Source organism: Sulfitobacter faviae (genome assembly GCF_029870955.1).
GTDB classification, from domain to species: Bacteria; Pseudomonadota; Alphaproteobacteria; order Rhodobacterales; family Rhodobacteraceae; genus Sulfitobacter; species Sulfitobacter faviae.
In genome coordinates this window covers 53272-71379 of sequence record NZ_PGFQ01000004.1, presented here as the reverse complement: position 1 = coordinate 71379, position 18108 = coordinate 53272, and the positions used below count along the sequence as shown (strand labels likewise).

General features: G+C 51.1%; 14 protein-coding genes and 6 pseudogenes. 7 read left to right on the top strand and 13 right to left on the bottom strand.

Annotated features, from left to right (window positions below):
• The first annotated feature begins 69 nt into the window (after positions 1–69).
• From CUR85_RS18675 to CUR85_RS18665, 3 genes are all read left to right on the top strand, one after another.
• Positions 70–1218: an aldolase catalytic domain-containing protein gene (locus CUR85_RS18675; RefSeq protein ID WP_280323127.1), complete on the top strand. Its 1149-nt coding sequence runs from the start codon at positions 70–72 to the stop codon at positions 1216–1218.
• A gap of 465 nt (positions 1219–1683) precedes the next feature.
• On the top strand, positions 1684–2094 hold the full coding sequence (locus tag CUR85_RS18670; protein ID WP_280323080.1) for a cytidylyltransferase domain-containing protein: 411 nt from the start codon (positions 1684–1686) through the stop codon (positions 2092–2094).
• A gap of 345 nt (positions 2095–2439) precedes the next feature.
• Positions 2440–2925, top strand: coding sequence for an HAD family hydrolase (locus CUR85_RS18665; protein ID WP_343245499.1), 486 nt, complete (start codon positions 2440–2442; stop codon positions 2923–2925).
• A gap of 200 nt (positions 2926–3125) precedes the next feature.
• On the opposite strand, the pseudogene CUR85_RS18660 reads toward CUR85_RS18665, so the two are convergent.
• The 12 genes and pseudogenes from CUR85_RS18660 to CUR85_RS18605 form a co-directional block, all read right to left on the bottom strand.
• Positions 3126–3368 (bottom strand): annotated as a pseudogene (locus CUR85_RS18660) (integrase core domain-containing protein); the annotation flags it as partial.
• Positions 3369–3662: 294 nt separating this feature from the next.
• Positions 3663–3920, bottom strand: a pseudogene (locus CUR85_RS18655) (transposase); the annotation flags it as partial.
• A gap of 159 nt (positions 3921–4079) precedes the next feature.
• Positions 4080–5018 carry a glycosyltransferase family protein gene (locus CUR85_RS18650; RefSeq protein ID WP_280323125.1) on the bottom strand — a complete coding sequence of 313 codons (939 nt, stop codon included), beginning with the start codon at positions 5016–5018 and terminating at the stop codon, positions 4080–4082.
• Complete coding sequence (locus CUR85_RS18645) at positions 5008–6315, bottom strand: glycosyltransferase family protein (RefSeq protein WP_280323076.1); 1308 nt, start codon at positions 6313–6315, stop codon at positions 5008–5010. The genes CUR85_RS18650 and CUR85_RS18645 overlap by 11 nt, the downstream gene beginning before the upstream one ends.
• Entirely contained in the window at positions 6312–6551 is a 240-nt protein-coding gene (locus CUR85_RS18640) for a hypothetical protein (protein ID WP_280323124.1), read from the bottom strand. The genes CUR85_RS18645 and CUR85_RS18640 overlap by 4 nt, the downstream gene beginning before the upstream one ends.
• Positions 6552–7139: 588 nt before the next feature.
• Positions 7140–8297, bottom strand: a complete 1158-nt coding sequence (locus CUR85_RS18635; protein WP_280323123.1) for a hypothetical protein — start codon at positions 8295–8297, stop codon at positions 7140–7142.
• Between the two features lie 409 nt (positions 8298–8706).
• Positions 8707–9060 (bottom strand): annotated as a pseudogene (locus CUR85_RS18630) (integrase core domain-containing protein); the annotation flags it as partial.
• Positions 9061–9099: 39 nt separating this feature from the next.
• Positions 9100–10308, bottom strand: a pseudogene (locus CUR85_RS18625) (IS3 family transposase).
• A gap of 1113 nt (positions 10309–11421) precedes the next feature.
• Positions 11422–12240: a ParB/RepB/Spo0J family partition protein gene (locus CUR85_RS18620; RefSeq protein WP_280323122.1), complete on the bottom strand. Its 819-nt coding sequence runs from the start codon at positions 12238–12240 to the stop codon at positions 11422–11424.
• 72 nt (positions 12241–12312) lie between these two features.
• A complete protein-coding gene (locus tag CUR85_RS18615; protein WP_280323130.1) occupies positions 12313–12951 on the bottom strand; it encodes an AAA family ATPase in 639 nt (212 codons plus the stop codon).
• Between the two features lie 32 nt (positions 12952–12983).
• Positions 12984–13286, bottom strand: a complete 303-nt coding sequence (locus CUR85_RS18610) for a ParA family protein (protein ID WP_280323129.1) — start codon at positions 13284–13286, stop codon at positions 12984–12986.
• Complete coding sequence (locus CUR85_RS18605) at positions 13187–13567, bottom strand: hypothetical protein (RefSeq protein ID WP_280323131.1); 381 nt, start codon at positions 13565–13567, stop codon at positions 13187–13189. Before CUR85_RS18605 ends, CUR85_RS18610 begins: the two co-directional genes overlap by 100 nt.
• A 516-nt stretch (positions 13568–14083) precedes the next feature.
• On the opposite strand from CUR85_RS18605, the pseudogene CUR85_RS18600 reads away from it, so the two are divergent.
• The 4 genes and pseudogenes from CUR85_RS18600 (at position 14084) to CUR85_RS18585 (ending at position 17232) form a co-directional block, all read left to right on the top strand.
• Positions 14084–15099 (top strand): annotated as a pseudogene (locus CUR85_RS18600) (replication initiator protein A).
• A gap of 62 nt (positions 15100–15161) precedes the next feature.
• A pseudogene (gene galE, locus CUR85_RS18595) lies at positions 15162–16135 on the top strand (UDP-glucose 4-epimerase GalE).
• Positions 16136–16216: 81 nt separating this feature from the next.
• Positions 16217–16507 carry a glycosyltransferase gene (locus CUR85_RS18590; protein WP_343245498.1) on the top strand — a complete coding sequence of 97 codons (291 nt, stop codon included), beginning with the start codon at positions 16217–16219 and terminating at the stop codon, positions 16505–16507.
• Positions 16507–17232: a glycosyltransferase family protein gene (locus CUR85_RS18585; RefSeq protein ID WP_280323121.1), complete on the top strand. Its 726-nt coding sequence runs from the start codon at positions 16507–16509 to the stop codon at positions 17230–17232. The genes CUR85_RS18590 and CUR85_RS18585 overlap by 1 nt, the downstream gene beginning before the upstream one ends.
• Here CUR85_RS18585 and CUR85_RS18580 read toward each other — a convergent pair.
• Positions 17188–18084 (bottom strand): ABC transporter permease, encoded by an 897-nt coding sequence (locus CUR85_RS18580; protein ID WP_425520186.1) that lies wholly within the window; start codon positions 18082–18084, stop codon positions 17188–17190. The two genes, CUR85_RS18585 and CUR85_RS18580, sit on opposite strands and share 45 nt — an antisense overlap.
• Positions 18085–18108: the final 24 nt, after the last annotated feature.

Below are 18108 nucleotides of genomic sequence, written 5' to 3'. Positions count from 1 at the left end.
GCCCCAATGCGCTTGTTCTCCATGGCTATCTCGGGATAAGTCAAGTAAATCTATAGTGGAGAAGCTCTTTTGACCTCTAAAACTTTGATTCTCGATTGCACATTGCGGGATGGCGGATACTATAATGCGTGGGATTTCGCACCTGATCTAGTGAATTCATATCTACTTGCAATGAATGCAGCACAAGTAGATATTGTCGAAATGGGTTTCCGCTTTTTGCAAAATAGCGGCTTTAAAGGCCCCTGCGCATACACTAGCGACGAGTTCCTGCAAAGCCTTGATATTCCTAAAGAACTCACCGTGGCGGTAATGGTCAATGGAAGCGACCTGATGACCGACCTCGGTTTAATCCCGACTTTGGAAAAGCTCTTTCCGGTACCCGCAAAGGATACGCCAGTTGATCTCGTTCGCTTTGCTTGCCACCTTCGTGAGGTTAGGAGCGTCCTTCCCGCGGTTACATGGCTAACTGAACGAGGCTATCGGGTTGGCTTCAACCTGATGCAGATTGCAGATCGGAGCCGAGAGGAGGTTTTGGATCTGGCACTCGCCGCCTGTGAGTACCCACTTGAGGTGCTCTATTTCGCTGACAGTATGGGCAGTATGACGCCCGACGACACCACACGTATCATTGGCTGGCTGCGCGAGCAATGGGATGGTCCGATTGGCATACACACTCATGACAACATGGGCCTCGCTCTCCAAAACACCCTACGCGCGCATACGGAAGGTGCTACTTGGCTAGATGCTACAGTAACTGGAATGGGGAGGGGGCCCGGCAATGCCCGCACTGAGGAACTAGTGATTGAGGCGCAGGCCTTGCGCAACCGCCCGGCAAATTTAGTCCCTTTAATGGCGCTCCTACGCAAGTACTTCCTTCCGATGAAAGAACGTTATGGGTGGGGCACCAATCCATTTTACTTCTTGTCTGGAAAACATGGCATACACCCCACCTATATACAAAATATGCTGATGGACTCCCGCTATTCAGAAGAGGATATCTTAGCGGTTATTGAGCATTTGCGTAGGACTGGCGGTAAAAGCTACAATGACAATACTTTGTATAATGCCCGTAACTTCTACAAAAGCACAGCCCAAGGTCATTGGTCCCCCAAAAACTTGCTTGCGGGTCGCGACGTTCTGATTTTGGGAGCTGGGGCTGGGGTTTCTGAGCATCGTATTGCCTTGAATCCTATATACGAAAGAGTAAGCCTATTGTAATTGCGCTCAACACACAAAGCGGAATTGATGAGGAACTGATAGAACTCCGGGCGGCGTGCCATCCGGTTCGTTTGATGGCAGATAGCGAAACCTATCTTACCTCTCTGCGTCAGCCCTAATCGTACCGTTTTCAATGTTGACTGACGATATGCGTAGCCCACTTCAAGACAAAGACGTTCTGGACTTTGGTATAAGCCTTTCAGATGGGTTCTATTTTTCAGAAACTTATTGTGTATCCCCCAGCCTTTTGGTGATGGCCTACGCATTGGCTATAGCAGGGTCAGGACGCGCCAAACGGATTTTTTCTAGCAGGGTTTGACGGGTATAGAGAAGGTGATCAACGTAATCGCGAGGCAGAGGATATCCTACGGCTATTCGATGAGGTGCCGCAGCCCAGAAATAGTATCTATTACCCCATCGCGATATGAGCATCTGAAACAGGTTTCTATATATGGAATGTGACCTATGACCGCTTGCGTAATCATCCCAGCACGCTATGCATCAACCCGCTATCCAGGCAAACCGCTTGCCCCTCTCCTTGGAAAGGCAATGATCCTTTGGGTGGCGGAACTAAGCGCCCGCGCTGTAGGGCAGGACCATGTATATATCGCTACGGAAGATGCACGTATTGTAGATGTGGTTGAGGCCGCAGGTTTCAAAGCTTTAATGACAAGTAAGACGGCTTTAACCGGTACAGATCGTTTGGCCGAAGCCGCACAGATGCTCGACTATGACATCTACATTAATGTGCAAGGAGACGAGCCATTAGTGAACCCAAATGACATCAAGCGCTGTGTCGAAATCAAGATGGCTAACCCCACTCATATCGTTAACGGTTTTGCTTGGATCAGCGAAAACGAAGACCCCATAGTGTAAATATACCCAAGGTAATCACTACCGAGAACGATGTTATGGTCTACATGTCTCGGACTGTAATTCCTGGTTCAAAGAACCCGAAGATGCGCCGATGCGCTACAAAAGCAAGTTTGTATCTATGGGTTCACCGGGGAGGAACTACAAGCCTTTTCGGACTTTGGACGCAAAGGCACATTAGAGAAGCATGAAGATATTGAGATCCTGCGGTTTCAGGAACTAGGGCGAAATATAGTTATGTACGAAACTTCACCCGGGACGATGGCCGTAGATGTGCCAGAAGATATCGCCCCGTAGAAGCCGCGTTGAAGCGGCATTGGGAACTATGAAGCTAATTGACTATAGAACCTGGTTTTCGATTGCGATGGGGTGATCCTGGATTCGAACCGCATTAAGACAGAAGCCTTTCGCCAAGCTGCCTTACCCTATGGCGCAGCGGCAGCTGATGCTTTGGTAACTTACCACCTTATCAACGGTGGAATTTCTAGATATGCAAAATTTGAGTATTTTCTTAAGAATATTATAAAGGGTATTGAACCCAATTCCGGTGGATTGGCTTTACAATCTCTTTTGAAAGATTACGCGATCGCCGTGAAAGAAGGGCTGATGGAGTGCGCTGTTTGTAAGGGGCTAGGCGACCTGCGTGAAGCCATGCCCAACCAAACTTGGTTGATTGTTTCGGGAGGGGATCAAACGGAACTCCGGGAAATATTTGCCGCTCGGGGAATAGATCATTATTTTGATGGCGGTATTTTTGGCAGCCCAGACAGCAAAGAAGCTATCTTGTCGAGAGAGCAGGCAGCTCAGACTATAACCCCAAAGCTCTTTTTCTAGGCGATAGCACTTATGACTATCGTGCTTCACATGCGGCTGGTATTGATTTTGTTTTCGTCAGCGGATGGAGCGAGTTGCCCGATTGGGCTGAATTTCTTAGGAAAGAGAAAATTTCTAGTGTTAGCAGCATTAGTGAATTAAGTATAGATTTCTCCCTCTAGAATACTTTCTTATCTTGACATAAATAATTATGTTGGTCTTGTCTGGTTGGACAGGGACGAGTGTGGCCTGACCGCATTGTAGTCGTAGCGCCACAGGGCCAACTTGCGCCGTGCGTCACCTAGGGTGTCGAATATCTCCTCGTTCAGCAGATCGTCCCGCAGGCTGCCGTTGAAGCTCTCGATAAAGGCGTTTTGCTGCGGCTTACCCGGATCAATGTAGTGCAACGGCACCTCATTCTCGTCCGCCCATTTCAGCATGGCCTGACTGGTGAACTCCGTCCCATAACACCTCTGGAATAGCGCTGATTGAGAGACTATGATTGTCTGCGCATCCCTCAAATAGCGCAGCAGGTGACCATAGCCGGGTCTCAGGCCCTACAGTGGTTCTGCAGCAAACCACGCTGCAATAGAGACCGACTATGACCGATACCACTATTGCACAAGCCGAGCCTGTTTTGGTGGCGATTGATATCGCAAAGCCCACCATGAAGTTCTGATCGCTGTTCCAGGTAAGAAGCGCCTTCGCTCGTCAATGTCGTCAGGCTCGACCTTACCCTCGAACCGATGGCGGGCTGGCGGCCTCCATTCCCAGCAAATCCTTCAACACGACGTTGTCCAGCATGGTGCCGACCAATAGGCGCTTGAGCTTGGCGTTCTCGTCCTCATGCGCCCTCAACTCGGCGGCCTCGGACACGTCCAGGCCGCCATACTTAGCCTTCAGCTTGTAGGTGCACAGGCCATGCCTGCGGCACATCTCAGCGGTTGGTATCCCGCTTCCTGCTCCTTGAGCAGCATTCCGATAATTTGTGCACCCGTAAAGCGGCTTTTTCGCATATGCCTGCTCCTTCAAAGTTGGCGCAGCCTCTACATCACGGTGAGAAACTTCGCAGGGGCAGGTTAACCACGACGCATAACTGAGAATAGGTCAAATCTCGGTAGAAACTACCGATTCAGTTCTCAGTAAAAATGAACAGATAGCTCAACATGCTGACTTTAATTGTGCTCCATTCTTGAATATATAGCCCTAATACCATCTATAAAGGAAGAAATATTCAAATCCTTTTTCAAATCATTTCTCGCCTCAAGATACTTATGCGCTTCAATAACTTGATCGACCGAAATATCTAAGAACGTGTCATCCTCCACAAAAAGAGGATATTCTTCGCCTGCATATTCTTCAATTGCAGGATGGCGTCGAGCCACGAAAGGTACTGAGTACTGGACGCATTCGCAGATGGCATTGTTGGCCGAGGTTTCATGAAGACTAAGATAAAGTACAGAAGAACATATCAAGTCATCATAGTCCTGATTATCAAGAAACCCTACGTGATCGTGGCTGAGAACGTCTTTTAGAATATTAGGTTGATATTTCTTATAGCGTTGCTCTATAAAATCCCTAGCATAATGATTTATAACAATAAATTTTCTTATATTTGTTTCAAGACTGACGAACTTGCTAAAATCCCTAAGCCAAGCTCCTACCAATAGAAGCTTAGGGTCATTAATGTACGATTCCAGATCAAAACGCTTTACGGTCCCGGGCATGGGATGCTTTAAAGAAAAGACATCAAGTTCTGGATAAATAGCCTTCACTTGCTTTCGCATATGATCAGATAAAGTAATAATCCCGCGACAATTTTTCAAAGCCATGCGCCACTCGCCCATGAAATACATCTTCGATAAGTTATTTTGGGAATACATCGCCCAATTAGGAGTGAGCAATGGAACGTGCATAACGCCGAACCAAGGCTTCTCCATCATTTGTCGAGTGATTTCTTCGTACTTCGGGCTTAGGAACATTTTTTCAACCCACCATACGAACGTCAGATCATCAGATACTTCCACTTCTTTGGCAAGTTTATTGAGTATCTCATTATTCGAGAAACGGTGTTTTCCATAGCTTTCCGCATGCGCGGCAATACTAAATTTCATACTGAAGGCCCTTATAACCGCGTCGCCGCAAAATTTCTGCCATTAAAGACGAAACCAGGGATTGCTGTTCCACCGGTTGCGCATGGTCAAAGAATTTCTGGCGGATCAAAACGCCCAACATTGTTTCTTCGATATGTGATTTAGAAGTAATGTCTTTAGTTCGAAATGTACGCTTGGAGCCCCGGCTCACAATACGTTCCATAGAATCGAAAAATTCCTCAACAAGAACCTCCTGAGCTCTCCTCAAGGATTCTGCTTTTGCATTGTAACTCTCAAGATCAAGGGTTCCTAATGCATTTCTAAACGCTTCTTCGGATGAGAAAGCCGCTTTCAATGCACTTTTGCTCTCAAGAACGAGAGCTAAACCACTTTCCTTACATGCCATTACAGTAGGGATCTCCGCCGGTCCAAGACATAGAATCACACCCCCAGCTTCAAGGTAGTCGACAAACTTATTAGAAAAGCTATGCTTCAAAAAAATTTTCGACGTTTCGTCAAAATTATATGGTAGCAATAGTATGTCAGCCTCGCTCATCTTTCTTTGGAATTGTTCGACATCAAGGTTGGATTTAAAAGCATGAATATTTTGCGAGTTTTCGACTAGTTGTTTAATCTCTCCCCAGAGTCCACTGTTGGACCAGAGAGACAATGAAACCCATTGATTAGAAGAAACCTCTTGAGCCAGGCTAGCAATAGCGCTCTCGTTCATCTTTTTATCAATGCTACCAAAATAGAATATCTTGATTGGCTGTCCGGAAAAGCCTACATTAGCTGATGTTTTTGATACCGGCTTACGAATAAAGTTAGCGAGCACCTTAGGCTTATATCCGAAGCATTTCTCCAAATCTTCTATACTTGAACTGTGGATAGTTAAAAACTGGTCTGCATTCTTAACTAAAACGTCATACATATGCTGAACATAGGCAATACGAGTGTTCGACATCTCTGAAAAGCTGGGTTTGTCCATATAATGGACAATTAGTGGAACTTCGTGAAAACGTGAAATTAGCTTACAGGCTAATTCGAGAGTCGGAATGTGTGGAGAAAGGCGTACATAGAAAACAGAGGGCTTAAGTTCTGAAACATAATTAAGAACAGCGTCGTGGTGTATATTGCTTTTGTAAACGTCCACAACAGCCTTATCTGACCCAACTTCAAAAACACGGCAATCTGTATTGTTGATGCATTGCACGGGATGAATACTATAGCCAGAACCATGGGAAAAAATCTTCTGAGTAAGTTGGCCAACTGCACTGAAGTCGCCAAACTTTCTCCAATCCAAAGTTAGAACTTTCATTGAATAATCCACTCTGGCTTTCGCGGAATACTTTCATGTACAAGACTGCGGTCTGAGATCACCGACAAACCGACGCCTTTCGCAGCTAACCAATTTCTAAGGGCTAAAGTTGAATTGGCAACAGTAGTGATTTCAAGATTCGTGATTTTGGTACTCATTTCCACTTTATTTTGCTCATAGAAGTGTTCATTATGAAATGCTGTATCATTCTCTTGACTGATTGTGCCTATGTCCATGAAACTAGATTAATATGAGACACCCCTGCTAGTAGGGCGAGCGGGATTGCGAGTTCATACATAAGCCCTGGCCCCCATCGAGCTTTTCCATCGGTGATTTTGTCTAAGTTTTCCCACCGGTTACCGCCAGCAGTACTTAGGGAGAAACCGGCGGCGGTATTAGGGCCATTCTCTACAACCTCAAACGTAGCATTACAATTTGCACCCTTCGCCTGAATCATTTCATTGTGCTTACGATCGAACGTAGTCCAAAAAGTGGGGCACTGTATGCGATCCCACTCATATCCACTGAAGTTACAAAAGTTCATAATCAGTGCATCACAATCGAAATCTACGATATCGATCGATTGTTTGATGCAAATAACAAGCGACTTATCAAGCCGTAAACGGAGAGATTCGACGTCGACATTCTTTAAAGAAGGGCCAGCAGCGAAAATATAGGCTTCCCGACCAGAGAAAAGCCCGTTTGAAAGATCAAATCGTCTGGTCAATGGAAGGGTAGATTTCCAAAGGGTACGATAGTATTTTTTTCGCCAGTACATAGGGCCCTCAACATAACTCTACTAACATCTAGCTTTGAACGGATAATTACTTACTAAGAGACTTTTTTATAAACCGTAGTGGTGCGGTTATACGCCAAGAGGACGATTGGTAGAGATCCTCAATCATCCTATTTTTCTCTTTAACCGACCTATCTAAAGTCGCGTTAGAAAATTCCAAACTATTCATTCGACTATTTAAGTCCAGTATTTTTTTATCTCGCTGAAAGATGATTTCTTCGATTCGGACATTTAGGCTTTTTATTTCCTGATCCCGTTCAGAGATGATTTCTCCTATTCGGTTATTCAGGCTTAATATTTCCCTATCTCGCTCAGAGGCTATTTCTTTATACTGTAGTGCATCCTGAAGCTCATTGAATACCTCTTCAACCGAGTGTTGCAACGAGATTATTTGAGACAAGAGCATTTCGATCTCAGCTTCGGCAAATCGGTTTTCACCTAATAGCTGCGTCATTTCTATTTTTGTAGCATTAGCTTGCTCAACAAGAAGTTTGACTTCAGTTGCTTGTGTGTCTGCTTCAATAAGGGCTTCTAGCTGATCCGACACTTTTTTTTCTAGAATTTCAAGTTCTACACTTTGCTGTTCTTTTACGTCGGCGTCGTATTGTAGTTGAGCGCAGCACTTCAACGCAGCAAGTGCCGTATCAAGCTTTTCCTTCTTACGTTCAACGAGTGGTATCGATGACGCTTCAAGTTCTTCGCTAAGCTTTTGCGCCTCAACGTCTCTTGTAGCTAAAGCCTCGGCGAGCAACCAGTGCAATGCGCTTCGCTCTATACTTTGCCCATTAGTTAATGTAGTTGGATATCGTACATTGTACCCGGTTTTACGAGAAACTTCTCGAATGGCACGGTTAGGATCAGTTATAATTTCCTCCATCAAAAACATAGAGGCTTTTCTTCGGCTACGTCGATATACTGCTAGGATGTTCGCCGTCTCTAACTTCCACTCTTCAAGTTTTTCAAGTGGATCAGAGCGTTGCGCTATTGTAGTTACAAGTGTATCAACGAGGCCGCGACCAACAAGGATAATTCCTTTTTGATTCTGAAAAACATGAGCTTCACTGGAAGCTGTCCCTTCATTCAACTTTTTGATTTTAGGAAATATTCCGGCTAGTTCTTGGGAGAATTCAGCTGTGCAACTTTCTGAAAACAACCAAACGTGACCAGTTTTTCTATTAGGTGACATACCGATCCCTTTAGTTGGCAAAAAAGTAGCTTATAATTGTATTTCTGTTTCTCGGAAAGATATCTTGGATTGAATTCGGTTGTCTAAGTACTGTTCCAGTTTTCGTGAGATGTTGCGTCCGACGCAAAAGCTCCCACGGGTGCCCATATATTTTCTTCATCACCAATTTACTCCGTGCGAATGTTTGATACGCCGTGCATCAAGTAACGTTAAGAGCTCTTCGCTGCCTAACCTAGCCCAACTATCAGTTCAAGCGCTGCACAGCACTGTTAAAACAATGCAAGTGATGCAAAGTTTGACGCGTGTAGGTCTGACTTACTCCCTATTGAGTTCCCTGATCTAGGTCTCAGAATCCGCCCAACCCCTGCCCTGTTACCTTTTTTAGACCTGCCCTCCGCCGGATCATCGTTCATAACGAGAGTCTACAGGTTGGATTTCGGTATTCGGCTTCTCCGTCTGGCGCAAGTGCGCCGGGCGTGGAGCCCTCAGATTGCTCAAACGCTCGGCGCGCTTGCTGCGGTGTCTGGTTGTCCAGGGACGAGTGCGGTCTGACCGTGTTGTAATCATAACGCCGGAGGGCAAGCTTGCTCCGTGCGTCCTCCACACTATCGAAGATTTCCTCGTTCAGAAGCTCATCCCTAAGCCTGCCGTTGAGGCTTTCAACGAAAGCGTTTTGCCGAGGCTTACCCGGATCGATGTAGTGCCAAAGCACCTTGTTCTCGTCGGCCCATTTTAAGATCGCTTGACTGGTGAACTCGGTCTCATAGCATGTCGGTGGACCGGCCCCCGTTTCACCGGACACCTAAGCGGTTTCGGTTTTAGCCTTGATGAACTCTCGAGGCGATCGCCATCTTAGGCCGCTGTCTAGGTGGTTGTCGTTATAGTCCTCGATCCATTCTCCTATCAAATTCAAAACGGTTTCGGCATTGGGTAGTGGATTGACGCGTACGTAATCGCGTTTGAGCGTCTTTACGAAGGCTTCGGACATGCCGTTAGATTGCGGGCTGGCGACTGGGGTGAAGCATGACTTCAGGCCGATCTGGCGAGCGAAGATGCGGGTTTCCTTTGCTGTGTAAGCGCTTCCATTGTCGGATAAGACCTCAACAACCTCTGGGGCGTAATAGCTGCCGAAGCGTTTTTCGACGGCCTCCAGAAGCATGTCACGCACGTCCGAGCCGCTAATCCCGGCATTGGCGACAGCCCGCCAAGCGATGACCTCGCGATCATGAGCATCGAGCAAGAACGCCGCGCGGATAACATCGCCATTCCAGCAGGTGAACTCCAGCCCGTCAGAGCACCAGCGCAAGTTCGACCGCATCATGATGACCTTGCCATCGTGGGCGCGTTCGGGCCGGTCGAAGCCGGATCGCTCCAGCAGCAGGTGATTGGCCTGCGATAGACGCGTTTATGATTTGCCGGGGCAAGGCCTTCTGCCTTGAGTTCCAGGTTCAGCACTGCACAGATCCGACGGTAGCCATAGGTTGGGCGTTCCGCCACCAAACACTCGATACGTGGCAAGAGCGCCGCGTCCTGAGCTTTATAATAGCTCCGACGCGGCTCCGTGCTTCCCCTCTGCCGTTCATGTAGGTTCGAACGGGATACGCCTAACGTCTGTGCCACCGCCTTCATCGGGAACCGCCCGGTTTGAGGTGCCGCAGGCACGCGCAAGCAAGGTCGGTTTTTTTGAGCGGGACTTGTCGAGCGCTTCCTTCAAGATCTCCACTTCCAGCGTTTTGCGTCCCAGCTGACGCTCAAGCTCCCGAACGCGGGCTTCCATCTCTCGAACAGCCTTATTGCTGGTCACGCTTTCATCTCCTGTCACAGCGACACTCCCTCCCTCAAGCATCAATCTACGCCAACGATACAACAGATTGGGCGCCACGCCATTACGACGAGCAACGGCCGAAACACTATCCCCGTCGTAGAGGGTCTCTTCAACGATCCGCAGCTTTTCAGCCGCAGACCAGCGTCGACGGCGCCCACCATCAGTAATGATTTCCATCGCAGACATAAGCATGTGCTTAAGGCTATCCTTAAGCCTCCTTGGTCAGTCCGAGGTGTCCGGTCGAAATGGGGGCCAGTTCAGTCGGAAAGAAGTGCCGTGGAGACGTTATGGCCGTCTGCGCAGCCCTCAAATTGCGCAGCGGGTGGCCATAACCGGGTCTCAGGTCTCAACAGTGGTTTTGCATAGCCCATTGTTTGAGACGCTGCTGGAGGTCTCAGAGACGCGTTGCCGATGTCGATCATCAAAAGCTGCGGCGTCCTTATCCTGATAGGTGATGCTATAGCGGATGGAGTCGTAGATTGCGATCTTGCGCGCCGTGGCCGTCACTGCCTTTCGCTTGCCTATGCGCGTTCCCAGCCGCCGGTAAAAGGCACCCAAGGCCGTGTCGCTTTTTGTCAATCGTCACGACAACCAGACGAAACAGATCGGCTGCACGACTGGAGGACCGTCGTCTCCGCGAAGATAGCAAATTCTCTCCGGAAGTTTTGTTGCCTGAGGCCAAGCAAGGCCAGACGGTGACGTGCTTGGCACTCTTCCAAGCGCACAGGTGGGGGCACATCTGGCCACTAGCTTCAATACCAACGATGGTCTCAGACTATGGTTCTGCGTTAGGTTTGTGCCCAACACACCGTAGAGTGCGGCCCGAAAGACGGCGCATTGTCCTGCTTAACGCGCATTCACCAGAATAATCTCGAACGCCAGTATCCAGTAAACGCCGTTCGATTTCATTACCACGCTAGTGACACCACACTATCGGTACTAAGTGGCGAGTTCGTGCAGAACCTGTGTGAATATCCCGAAGGATAACACTAGAATTTACCATCCCTTCCTAAGAAAGATTTATTTTCTTTATATATAACAGTACCTTGTAAAATTATGTTTCGCGTGCGAAACATTTGGGTATGCCATTTTCTGGCGACACCTGAGACTATGCCTTCCAATCCCGGACCAACGCCTCAATTGCATCCATCAAATCATCTGTTACAGCTGGACCAGATAAGCGCAGCGTACCTTTGCTGCGGCTTACGGTAATTGGCGATGCCGGGATAGTGGGTGCAGGCTTTGCTGCCCCCTGCCCCACCTTCTTAGAATATGAACCGCCCTCCAGAGCCTTTTGTATCAAGGCTGCTTCATCCTCCGGCGTGGCCGGATCTGCTTTACGAAGCCTGTCATAGAGACGCTTCCCCACTCCGGCTCTGCCTGCAAACGGGTCGATACCGCGAGGCCGAGGCGTTCAGTCAGTGCTGAAGGGTGACGGACATAGGCGCCGAGGGTTTCGACCACCGGGAGGAAGCTTTTAATCTTAGACCGTTTGGCACGAGAAGCGGCCGCGAAAAGGCTATTCAGGGCCTCTTTTTCGTTGCGAAACACGCCTTCACGAACAGAGCCAGCGACGATACTGGCCCGTTCAAAATAGCTGAGGCCGACACGGATTTCGTTTTCCTCGACCATGGCGATATAGGCATCTGAGGCGGTATCCGGTTTACGGATCAGCGCCAGCACATTGCCCGGCCCCTCCCCACGCTGTGCGAGGCTGCGTAAGGCACTAATACGGCGCCAACCAGAGATCAGCCCGTAGCGGCCCGGTGTTGTCTCGACCACCTCAATCGGGGTCTGCTGCCCGCGTGCCAGAAGAGAAGCTTCGAGTGTTGCCATTTCTTCGGGGTCGATTGTGATCCGGTCGCGGATCATATGGGCGGCATCTACTGCGTCGAGCGGGATCTTCTGAACCAAGCGCCCCTCTTCGCGGGCCGCCTGCATTTCGCCCGCGACAGTCTCTAACGCGGCGGTTGTGGCCGCCTGCCCCGCGACATCGGCGATCGGCGCGCGGCGCTTCATGTGATCGGGCGCATATCCAATTGGAATGTCCATGGCTTTAGTCTCCGGCGCTGCGATCTGGGACGGGTCCGGAACAGCAAGGCGTTTACGTTTGGCCATGGTAGCCTCCTGCAGAAAGAGTGAAAAAAGGGTTAGCCCGACGTACGCAGTTCAAAGGGAGGGTAGGGTGGTTCATGACGCGCCCTCTTCTGCCACGTCCCGTGCCCATGCGCCGATCAAAAGCTTTTTGAACGCGGCATAGGTTTCATCAAAGGTCTCGCGGCCCCGGGCATAGGTCTCACGGTTAAAATCACGGTAGTCGGCCTCATAGATACCATTCACGCTTTCGCCCGCTTGCCCGATCAGTGCTGTAAAACCCTGACGGTGGGGTGACAAGGTTGGCCCTAAATAGGCTTGCATGAGTGCCGCCATTTCGGCCTGCTGGGTGCTGTCAAAACGGGTGATGACCGCGCGCACCGCATCCCATTCGAAGTTAACCTCTGGTTGGCCCAGGGCACGTGCAGCGACGTTTTCCCCGTCTTCGATTGAGGAGAATGTCGCGTGCAGCATGTCAAAGAAACGCCCTGTGGAATCAAACTCAAGGAAGGACGCGCCCAAGGGCACCAGCAAGATGTCAGCGGCGGCCAATCCATTGATCGTCAGATAGCCAAGCGCGGGCGGCGTATCGAGGAAGATGACATCGTAGTTGTCCAGTACACCATCGGCTTCTAGCCGGTCGGTTAGCGCATCCCAAAGCTTCCAACCGCGTGCGGCCATGCGCCAAACGGGAATTTGGAATTCCGCCCAGTAGAGGTTCAGCTGCGCACCGATCAGATCAATGTTGGGCCAATGGGTTTTCTGGATTAGATCATCTGAGGTGATTTCGCGTGCATCGCTAAGCGCATCATCCAGCGGCTGCGGGGTTTCGCCGCGGGAGACACGGGCTCGGTTCTCCCCCTGTAGATGGTCGGCATAGTGGCGCGCGAGAAGCGGAAAGACGGTTTGCCATTCATCTTCAACCTTGCCCCGAAAATACTGGTCATTGAACCTTGGCTGTCCAGATCGATCACCAGCACACGGTAGCCATCCAGCGCTGCCGACATCGCCAGATGGGCCGCGGTCGAGGTTTTGCCAACACCGCCTTTGAAGTTGGCCACGGCCACCATTTTGGCGGGTCGCCCTTTGGGTCGGTAGGGAGGTATTCTTTGGCCTTGGACCCTTCGGCGGCAAAGAAGGCCCGCAGGCGCAGCACTTCGTCGAGGGTAAACCATTTGGCGCCGCCTTCGGTCTCAGATCGGCCTTGGGGCAGTTCGGGGTTTGCTTTCAGAACGCGGCGGAAATGGGCCTGTGCTACGGGAATGAGGTATTTGGTGATTTCCCAAGTGGAGAACAGACGGAGGGATTTCTTGCCTTCTTCGCCCAGACCTCTTGTGGCAAGGTCTCCCATGCCCCGCGTGCAGGCCTCGGAAATGGTCAGGAACTTTTGCGTGCCTACCGGCGCTTCCAGTTCTGCCCGCGCCTTTTCAGGCGTGATGGAGAAATAAGGGGGTGATCCATGAAACTGCCCTGTGTGCTGCCTTTTTGACTGAGTATCACAAAAGGGCGCACATGGAACTATTTTCGTCTCCTCATATGAATTTTCTTAGAAAATCTGCGGTTTTTCACCCGGAAAGCAGGGGAGTGAGCGAATTATTTCGGTGTTAATATCAGTTATTTATGGTTACGGGATTAGCCTTTCAGGCTTTACCGCTGTTTTTAAAGGGATAATCTAGATTTTCTGAGTACTGATTGAATCTGAACCCACGATAAAGCGATTCTGAAACCACGCTGAAGTGACTCTGAACCCCCGATTGTGCGATAAGCGAGACTGGACAGGCCGCTGTGGATAAGTCCACTCTAGGCGTAACTAAAACCACGATTCTAAAAAGCCGCCACAGAGCGGTACAAGAGCGACGAGGGCAGCATGATAAGCGGGCAGGGGGCTTTGGCCCCTCATCATCATCCCGATGGGGATTTCTTTCTTTGTGACGTGTTTGATGTTGTGCCCAAGAGCGATCTAGCCAGCATGGAACATCCGCTGTTTTCATTGGCAACGCGGCCAGATCGGCGCATTCTGCATTATGCGCATAACGACGTTGAGATCACGGTAACACCCTCGGTGCGTGGGTTGGCGACGATCCATGACAAGGACATTCTGATCTTTTGCATCTCGCAGCTGATGGCAGCGGTGAATGCAGGCCGGGCGACATCGCGGCGGCTGGTGCTCAAGGCGCATGATCTGATGGTGGCGACGAATAGGGAGACCAGCGGTGATGCTTATCGCCGGCTCAAGGATGCTTTTGAGCGGCTGGTGGGCACGCGGATCACCACCAATGTTGCCACTGGGCCCAAGGACGATCCCATCGAGGTTACGACAGGTTTTGGCTTGATCGAAAGCTGGGAGATCGTGCGCAAGACCCGTGGTGGGCGCATGGTGTCGGTGGCGGTAACGCTGTCGGATTGGTTGTATCGGGCGGTGCTTTCCAAATCAGTGCTGACGTTGAGCCGTGACTACTTTCGTCTGCGCAAGCCGCTGGAACGGCGGCTATACGAGTTGGCACGCAAACATTGTGGCCGCCAGCGGAGTTGGCAAGTGTCGGTGGAAACGCTGCTGAAAAAAACGGGGTCCAATTCGCCGCGCCGGGTATTTCGTAAGATGGTCCGCGACATCATCGCGGCGGATCATTTGCCGGATTACCAGCTGGTGGAAGAGCCAGGCGATATCATCCGTGTCACCGCGCGGGACGCGGTGCTAGAGCCGGGTATCACCCCAGTCCCTCCCCTGATGCATTGGAGGCGGCCCGCGCCTTGATGCCGGGGATGGATGTTTACGCGCTGGTAGCAGATTGGCAAAGCTATTGGCACCGGAAGGGCCAGCAGCGCTTGCGCAGTGTGGATGCCGCTTTCCTAGGCTTTGTGAAAGCGCGGAGCGAGACGTAGGGCGGGGCCGGTTGCCTGATCTGCCGAAGCGTGCCACATGGCGCCAAACAAAAGGATGACCCATGGCAAAAGTATTGGTGACCGGCGGGGCCGGATATATTGGGGCCCATGCCTGCAAGGCGCTGGCACAGGCGGGATATACGCCGGTGGTGTTCGACAATCTCAGCACCGGCCATCGGGCGGCGGTCAAGTTCGGCCCGCTTGTGGAGGGGGATCTTCTGGACCGCGCGGCGATTGATGCGGCGCTGGCGGAACATGCCCCCATTGCGGTCATGCATTTCGCAGCGCTGAGCCAAGTCGGCGAGTCCATGCAAGACCCCGCCCGCTATTGGCGCGAGAATGTGTTGGGCGGGCTGAACTTGATCGAGGCGACGCGGGCAGCCGGATCGACAAGTTCATCTTTTCTTCGACCTGCGCCACCTATGGCGATCAAGATGGGGTCGTGTTGAACGAAGAAACCGATCAACGCCCGATCAACGCCTATGGCGGCTCGAAGCTGGCGATCGAACAGATGCTGCGCGATTTCGCGCCTCAAGGATTGAACCATGTGATCTTCCGCTACTTCAACGTGGCCGGCGCGGACCCCGAAGCAGAGGTGGGCGAGGCCCATGATCCGGAGACCCATTTGGTGCCGCTGATCCTCCAAGCGGTGGCCGGAACACGCGGGGCGCTGACAATTTTCGGCACTGATTACGATACCGAAGACGGCACCTGCATCCGCGACTATGTGCATGTCAGCGATCTGGTCGATGCCCACGTGGCGGGGTTGAAATGGCTGGAAGCGGGCAAGCCTTCGGAAGTCTTTTGTCTGGGCACCGGCGACGGGTTCTCGGTACGCGAGGTGGTCGCTGCGGCCGCCGCTGTCACCAATGGCCCCGTACCGATGGAAGAAGGCCCGCGTCGCGCTGGGGATGCCGTGAAGTTGGTCTGCGGGTCGGATAAGGCTAGAACGCAATTGAGCTGGACCCCGTCGCGCTCCACCATGCCGCAGATGTTGAGCGATGCGCACCGCTGGCATGCCTCAGACGGATTTTAAAACTTACCGTCGGGGCGTAGACACGCCTCAGCCGCCGCGGTCTGTGTTGCGGGCCAATAACCAACTTGAAAGATTCACCTCGTGTCCACAAACCATCCTCAGCACCTGGTTGCCATCGTGGTTACCTATAACCGTCTTGACCAGCTTCGACTGACGGTGGGTCGATTGCTGGACAGTAGCGAGGCTCATCTCAGCAAGTTGGTGGTAGTTGATAACGCTTCTGACGATGGTACGGCAGAGTGGCTGGCCACGCAGGAAGACCCACGTCTTGTGAACTACCGATTAGAGACCAATACTGGCGGTGCAGGGGGTTTGAGGCAGGCATGCGCTTTGTCATGGCTCAAGAGGCCCGGCCTGATTGGGTTCTGCTAATGGATGACGATGGCCGTCCTGAACCGGGTGCTTTGGCTCAATTTCACGCTATGGACCGCAGCGGTTGGGATGCGTTGGCAGCGGCGGTCTATCATCCGAACGGAGTGATCTGCGACATCAATCGCCCGGCGCTGAACCCGTTCTGGCGCCCTAAGCGGTTCCTTAACACGGTTTTTGGGGTATTTACGGGTCAAGTACGAGATGGCTTCCACTTGTCCGCCGAAGACTATGAAGGGCAGGAAACCAGTGAGATTGATGTAGGCTCTTTCGTGGGGCTCTTCGTGTCGCGCAAAGCTATCGAGCGTACAGGCTACCCGGATGGGGCAGTCTTCATCTATGGAGATGATGTGCTTTACAACCTGCGTATGCGCGAACAGGGTAACCGGATTGGATTTGCTCCTAAGTTGCGTTTTGAGCACGATTTTAAGTCCATTGAAGGGCCCGTGCAGCGGTTCCGACCGCTTTGGAAGGCCTATTACAATCATCGTAACTTGTTACTGGTCTATCGCCGTGCTGCGGGCATTTTGTTTTGGCCCGCACTGTTGTTGATCCTGCCCAAGTGGTGGCGAAAAGCGCGCCACTACGGGGAAGAACGCCCAGCCTTCGAGAGCCTGACACGTCTGGCAATTCGCGACGGTTTGCGCCGTGATCTAACACGTTCACACGCGGAGGTGCTGGCTCTAGCGACCGTTGTTGAGGATATCGCGGTGAAAACGTCCAAGTAATATTAGCCCCAGGCAGAGCGTGAGTAGACAGAACGCCACCACATAGGTGACGCTGACGTATTCTGGCGTATAGGTCGGATAAAAACCGCTGCGCATGAGACCGGAGATATGCATATGCGGAATATACCAGATAATGTTCTGAGCAACTTTAGGCAGATCTTCATACATGATGAGGATGCCTGAGGCTAAAAACAGTGGTCTTGTAATGATAGACCAGATCATAGGCCAGGGCGCGAACAGACCATTCAAGGCGCAGTTTATCGCCCCTATGCCAAGCCCGAGAAAAGCGGCGAGTCCAAGGGCAAGTAGAATCGGAGCAAAATCGATGATTACCCGTGTTTCTGTGAGCTTAAGGATTCCGGCGATAAGGATATAGGTGACCAAAAGCCCGGTCAGTGCGTTCAGCGTGAAACGGGCAATCATGGCATCGATCCATGTTACTATCGGATATCTTAGCAGGCTCTTAGAAAAACCAATGGACCCGCCCACGGTTTGTGCGACATTCTGATATAGGGTGAAGGGCAGCATTCCGGTTGCAAAGAACAAGATAAAACTCGACCCTAGGGGCGGTGTTCGAACCAATAGCGAGAAGCCAATTGCCATGATGAAAATGACCCCTATCGGCTCCAAAAAGGCCCAGAGGTAGCCGCCGGGCGAACGGCCGTAGCGGGTCGACATCTCGCGTAGCATCAGGGCAAGGATGACACGTCCTGAGGCCCAAGAGTGGCGCTTGCGTGCTTGCGCGACAGGTGGAGGGACCGATGCAGGGTCCTGCCCGGATACTGAAGATGAAAGGTCAGTCGTGCTCAAGTGGATGGCCTTTAGTTTCGCAAATGACGTGCATTCCCCCACGTCTTTAACTAAGTTCGCTCCCAA

Excerpts from the sequence above, each read along its gene's own strand:
- CUR85_RS18670 (WP_280323080.1), top strand. The coding sequence starts at position 1,684 with ATGACCGCTTGCGTAATCATCCCAGCACGCTATGCATCAACCCGCTAT.
- CUR85_RS18650 (WP_280323125.1), bottom strand. The coding sequence starts at position 5,018 with ATGAAATTTAGTATTGCCGCGCATGCGGAAAGCTATGGAAAACACCGT.
- CUR85_RS18645 (WP_280323076.1), bottom strand. The coding sequence starts at position 6,315 with ATGAAAGTTCTAACTTTGGATTGGAGAAAGTTTGGCGACTTCAGTGCA.
- CUR85_RS18640 (WP_280323124.1), bottom strand. The coding sequence starts at position 6,551 with ATGGACATAGGCACAATCAGTCAAGAGAATGATACAGCATTTCATAAT.
- CUR85_RS18635 (WP_280323123.1), bottom strand. The coding sequence starts at position 8,297 with ATGTCACCTAATAGAAAAACTGGTCACGTTTGGTTGTTTTCAGAAAGT.
- CUR85_RS18620 (WP_280323122.1), bottom strand. The coding sequence starts at position 12,240 with ATGGCCAAACGTAAACGCCTTGCTGTTCCGGACCCGTCCCAGATCGCA.
- CUR85_RS18610 (WP_280323129.1), bottom strand. The coding sequence starts at position 13,286 with ATGGTGGCCGTGGCCAACTTCAAAGGCGGTGTTGGCAAAACCTCGACC.
- CUR85_RS18605 (WP_280323131.1), bottom strand. The coding sequence starts at position 13,567 with ATGGGAGACCTTGCCACAAGAGGTCTGGGCGAAGAAGGCAAGAAATCC.
- CUR85_RS18585 (WP_280323121.1), top strand. The coding sequence starts at position 16,507 with ATGGATGACGATGGCCGTCCTGAACCGGGTGCTTTGGCTCAATTTCAC.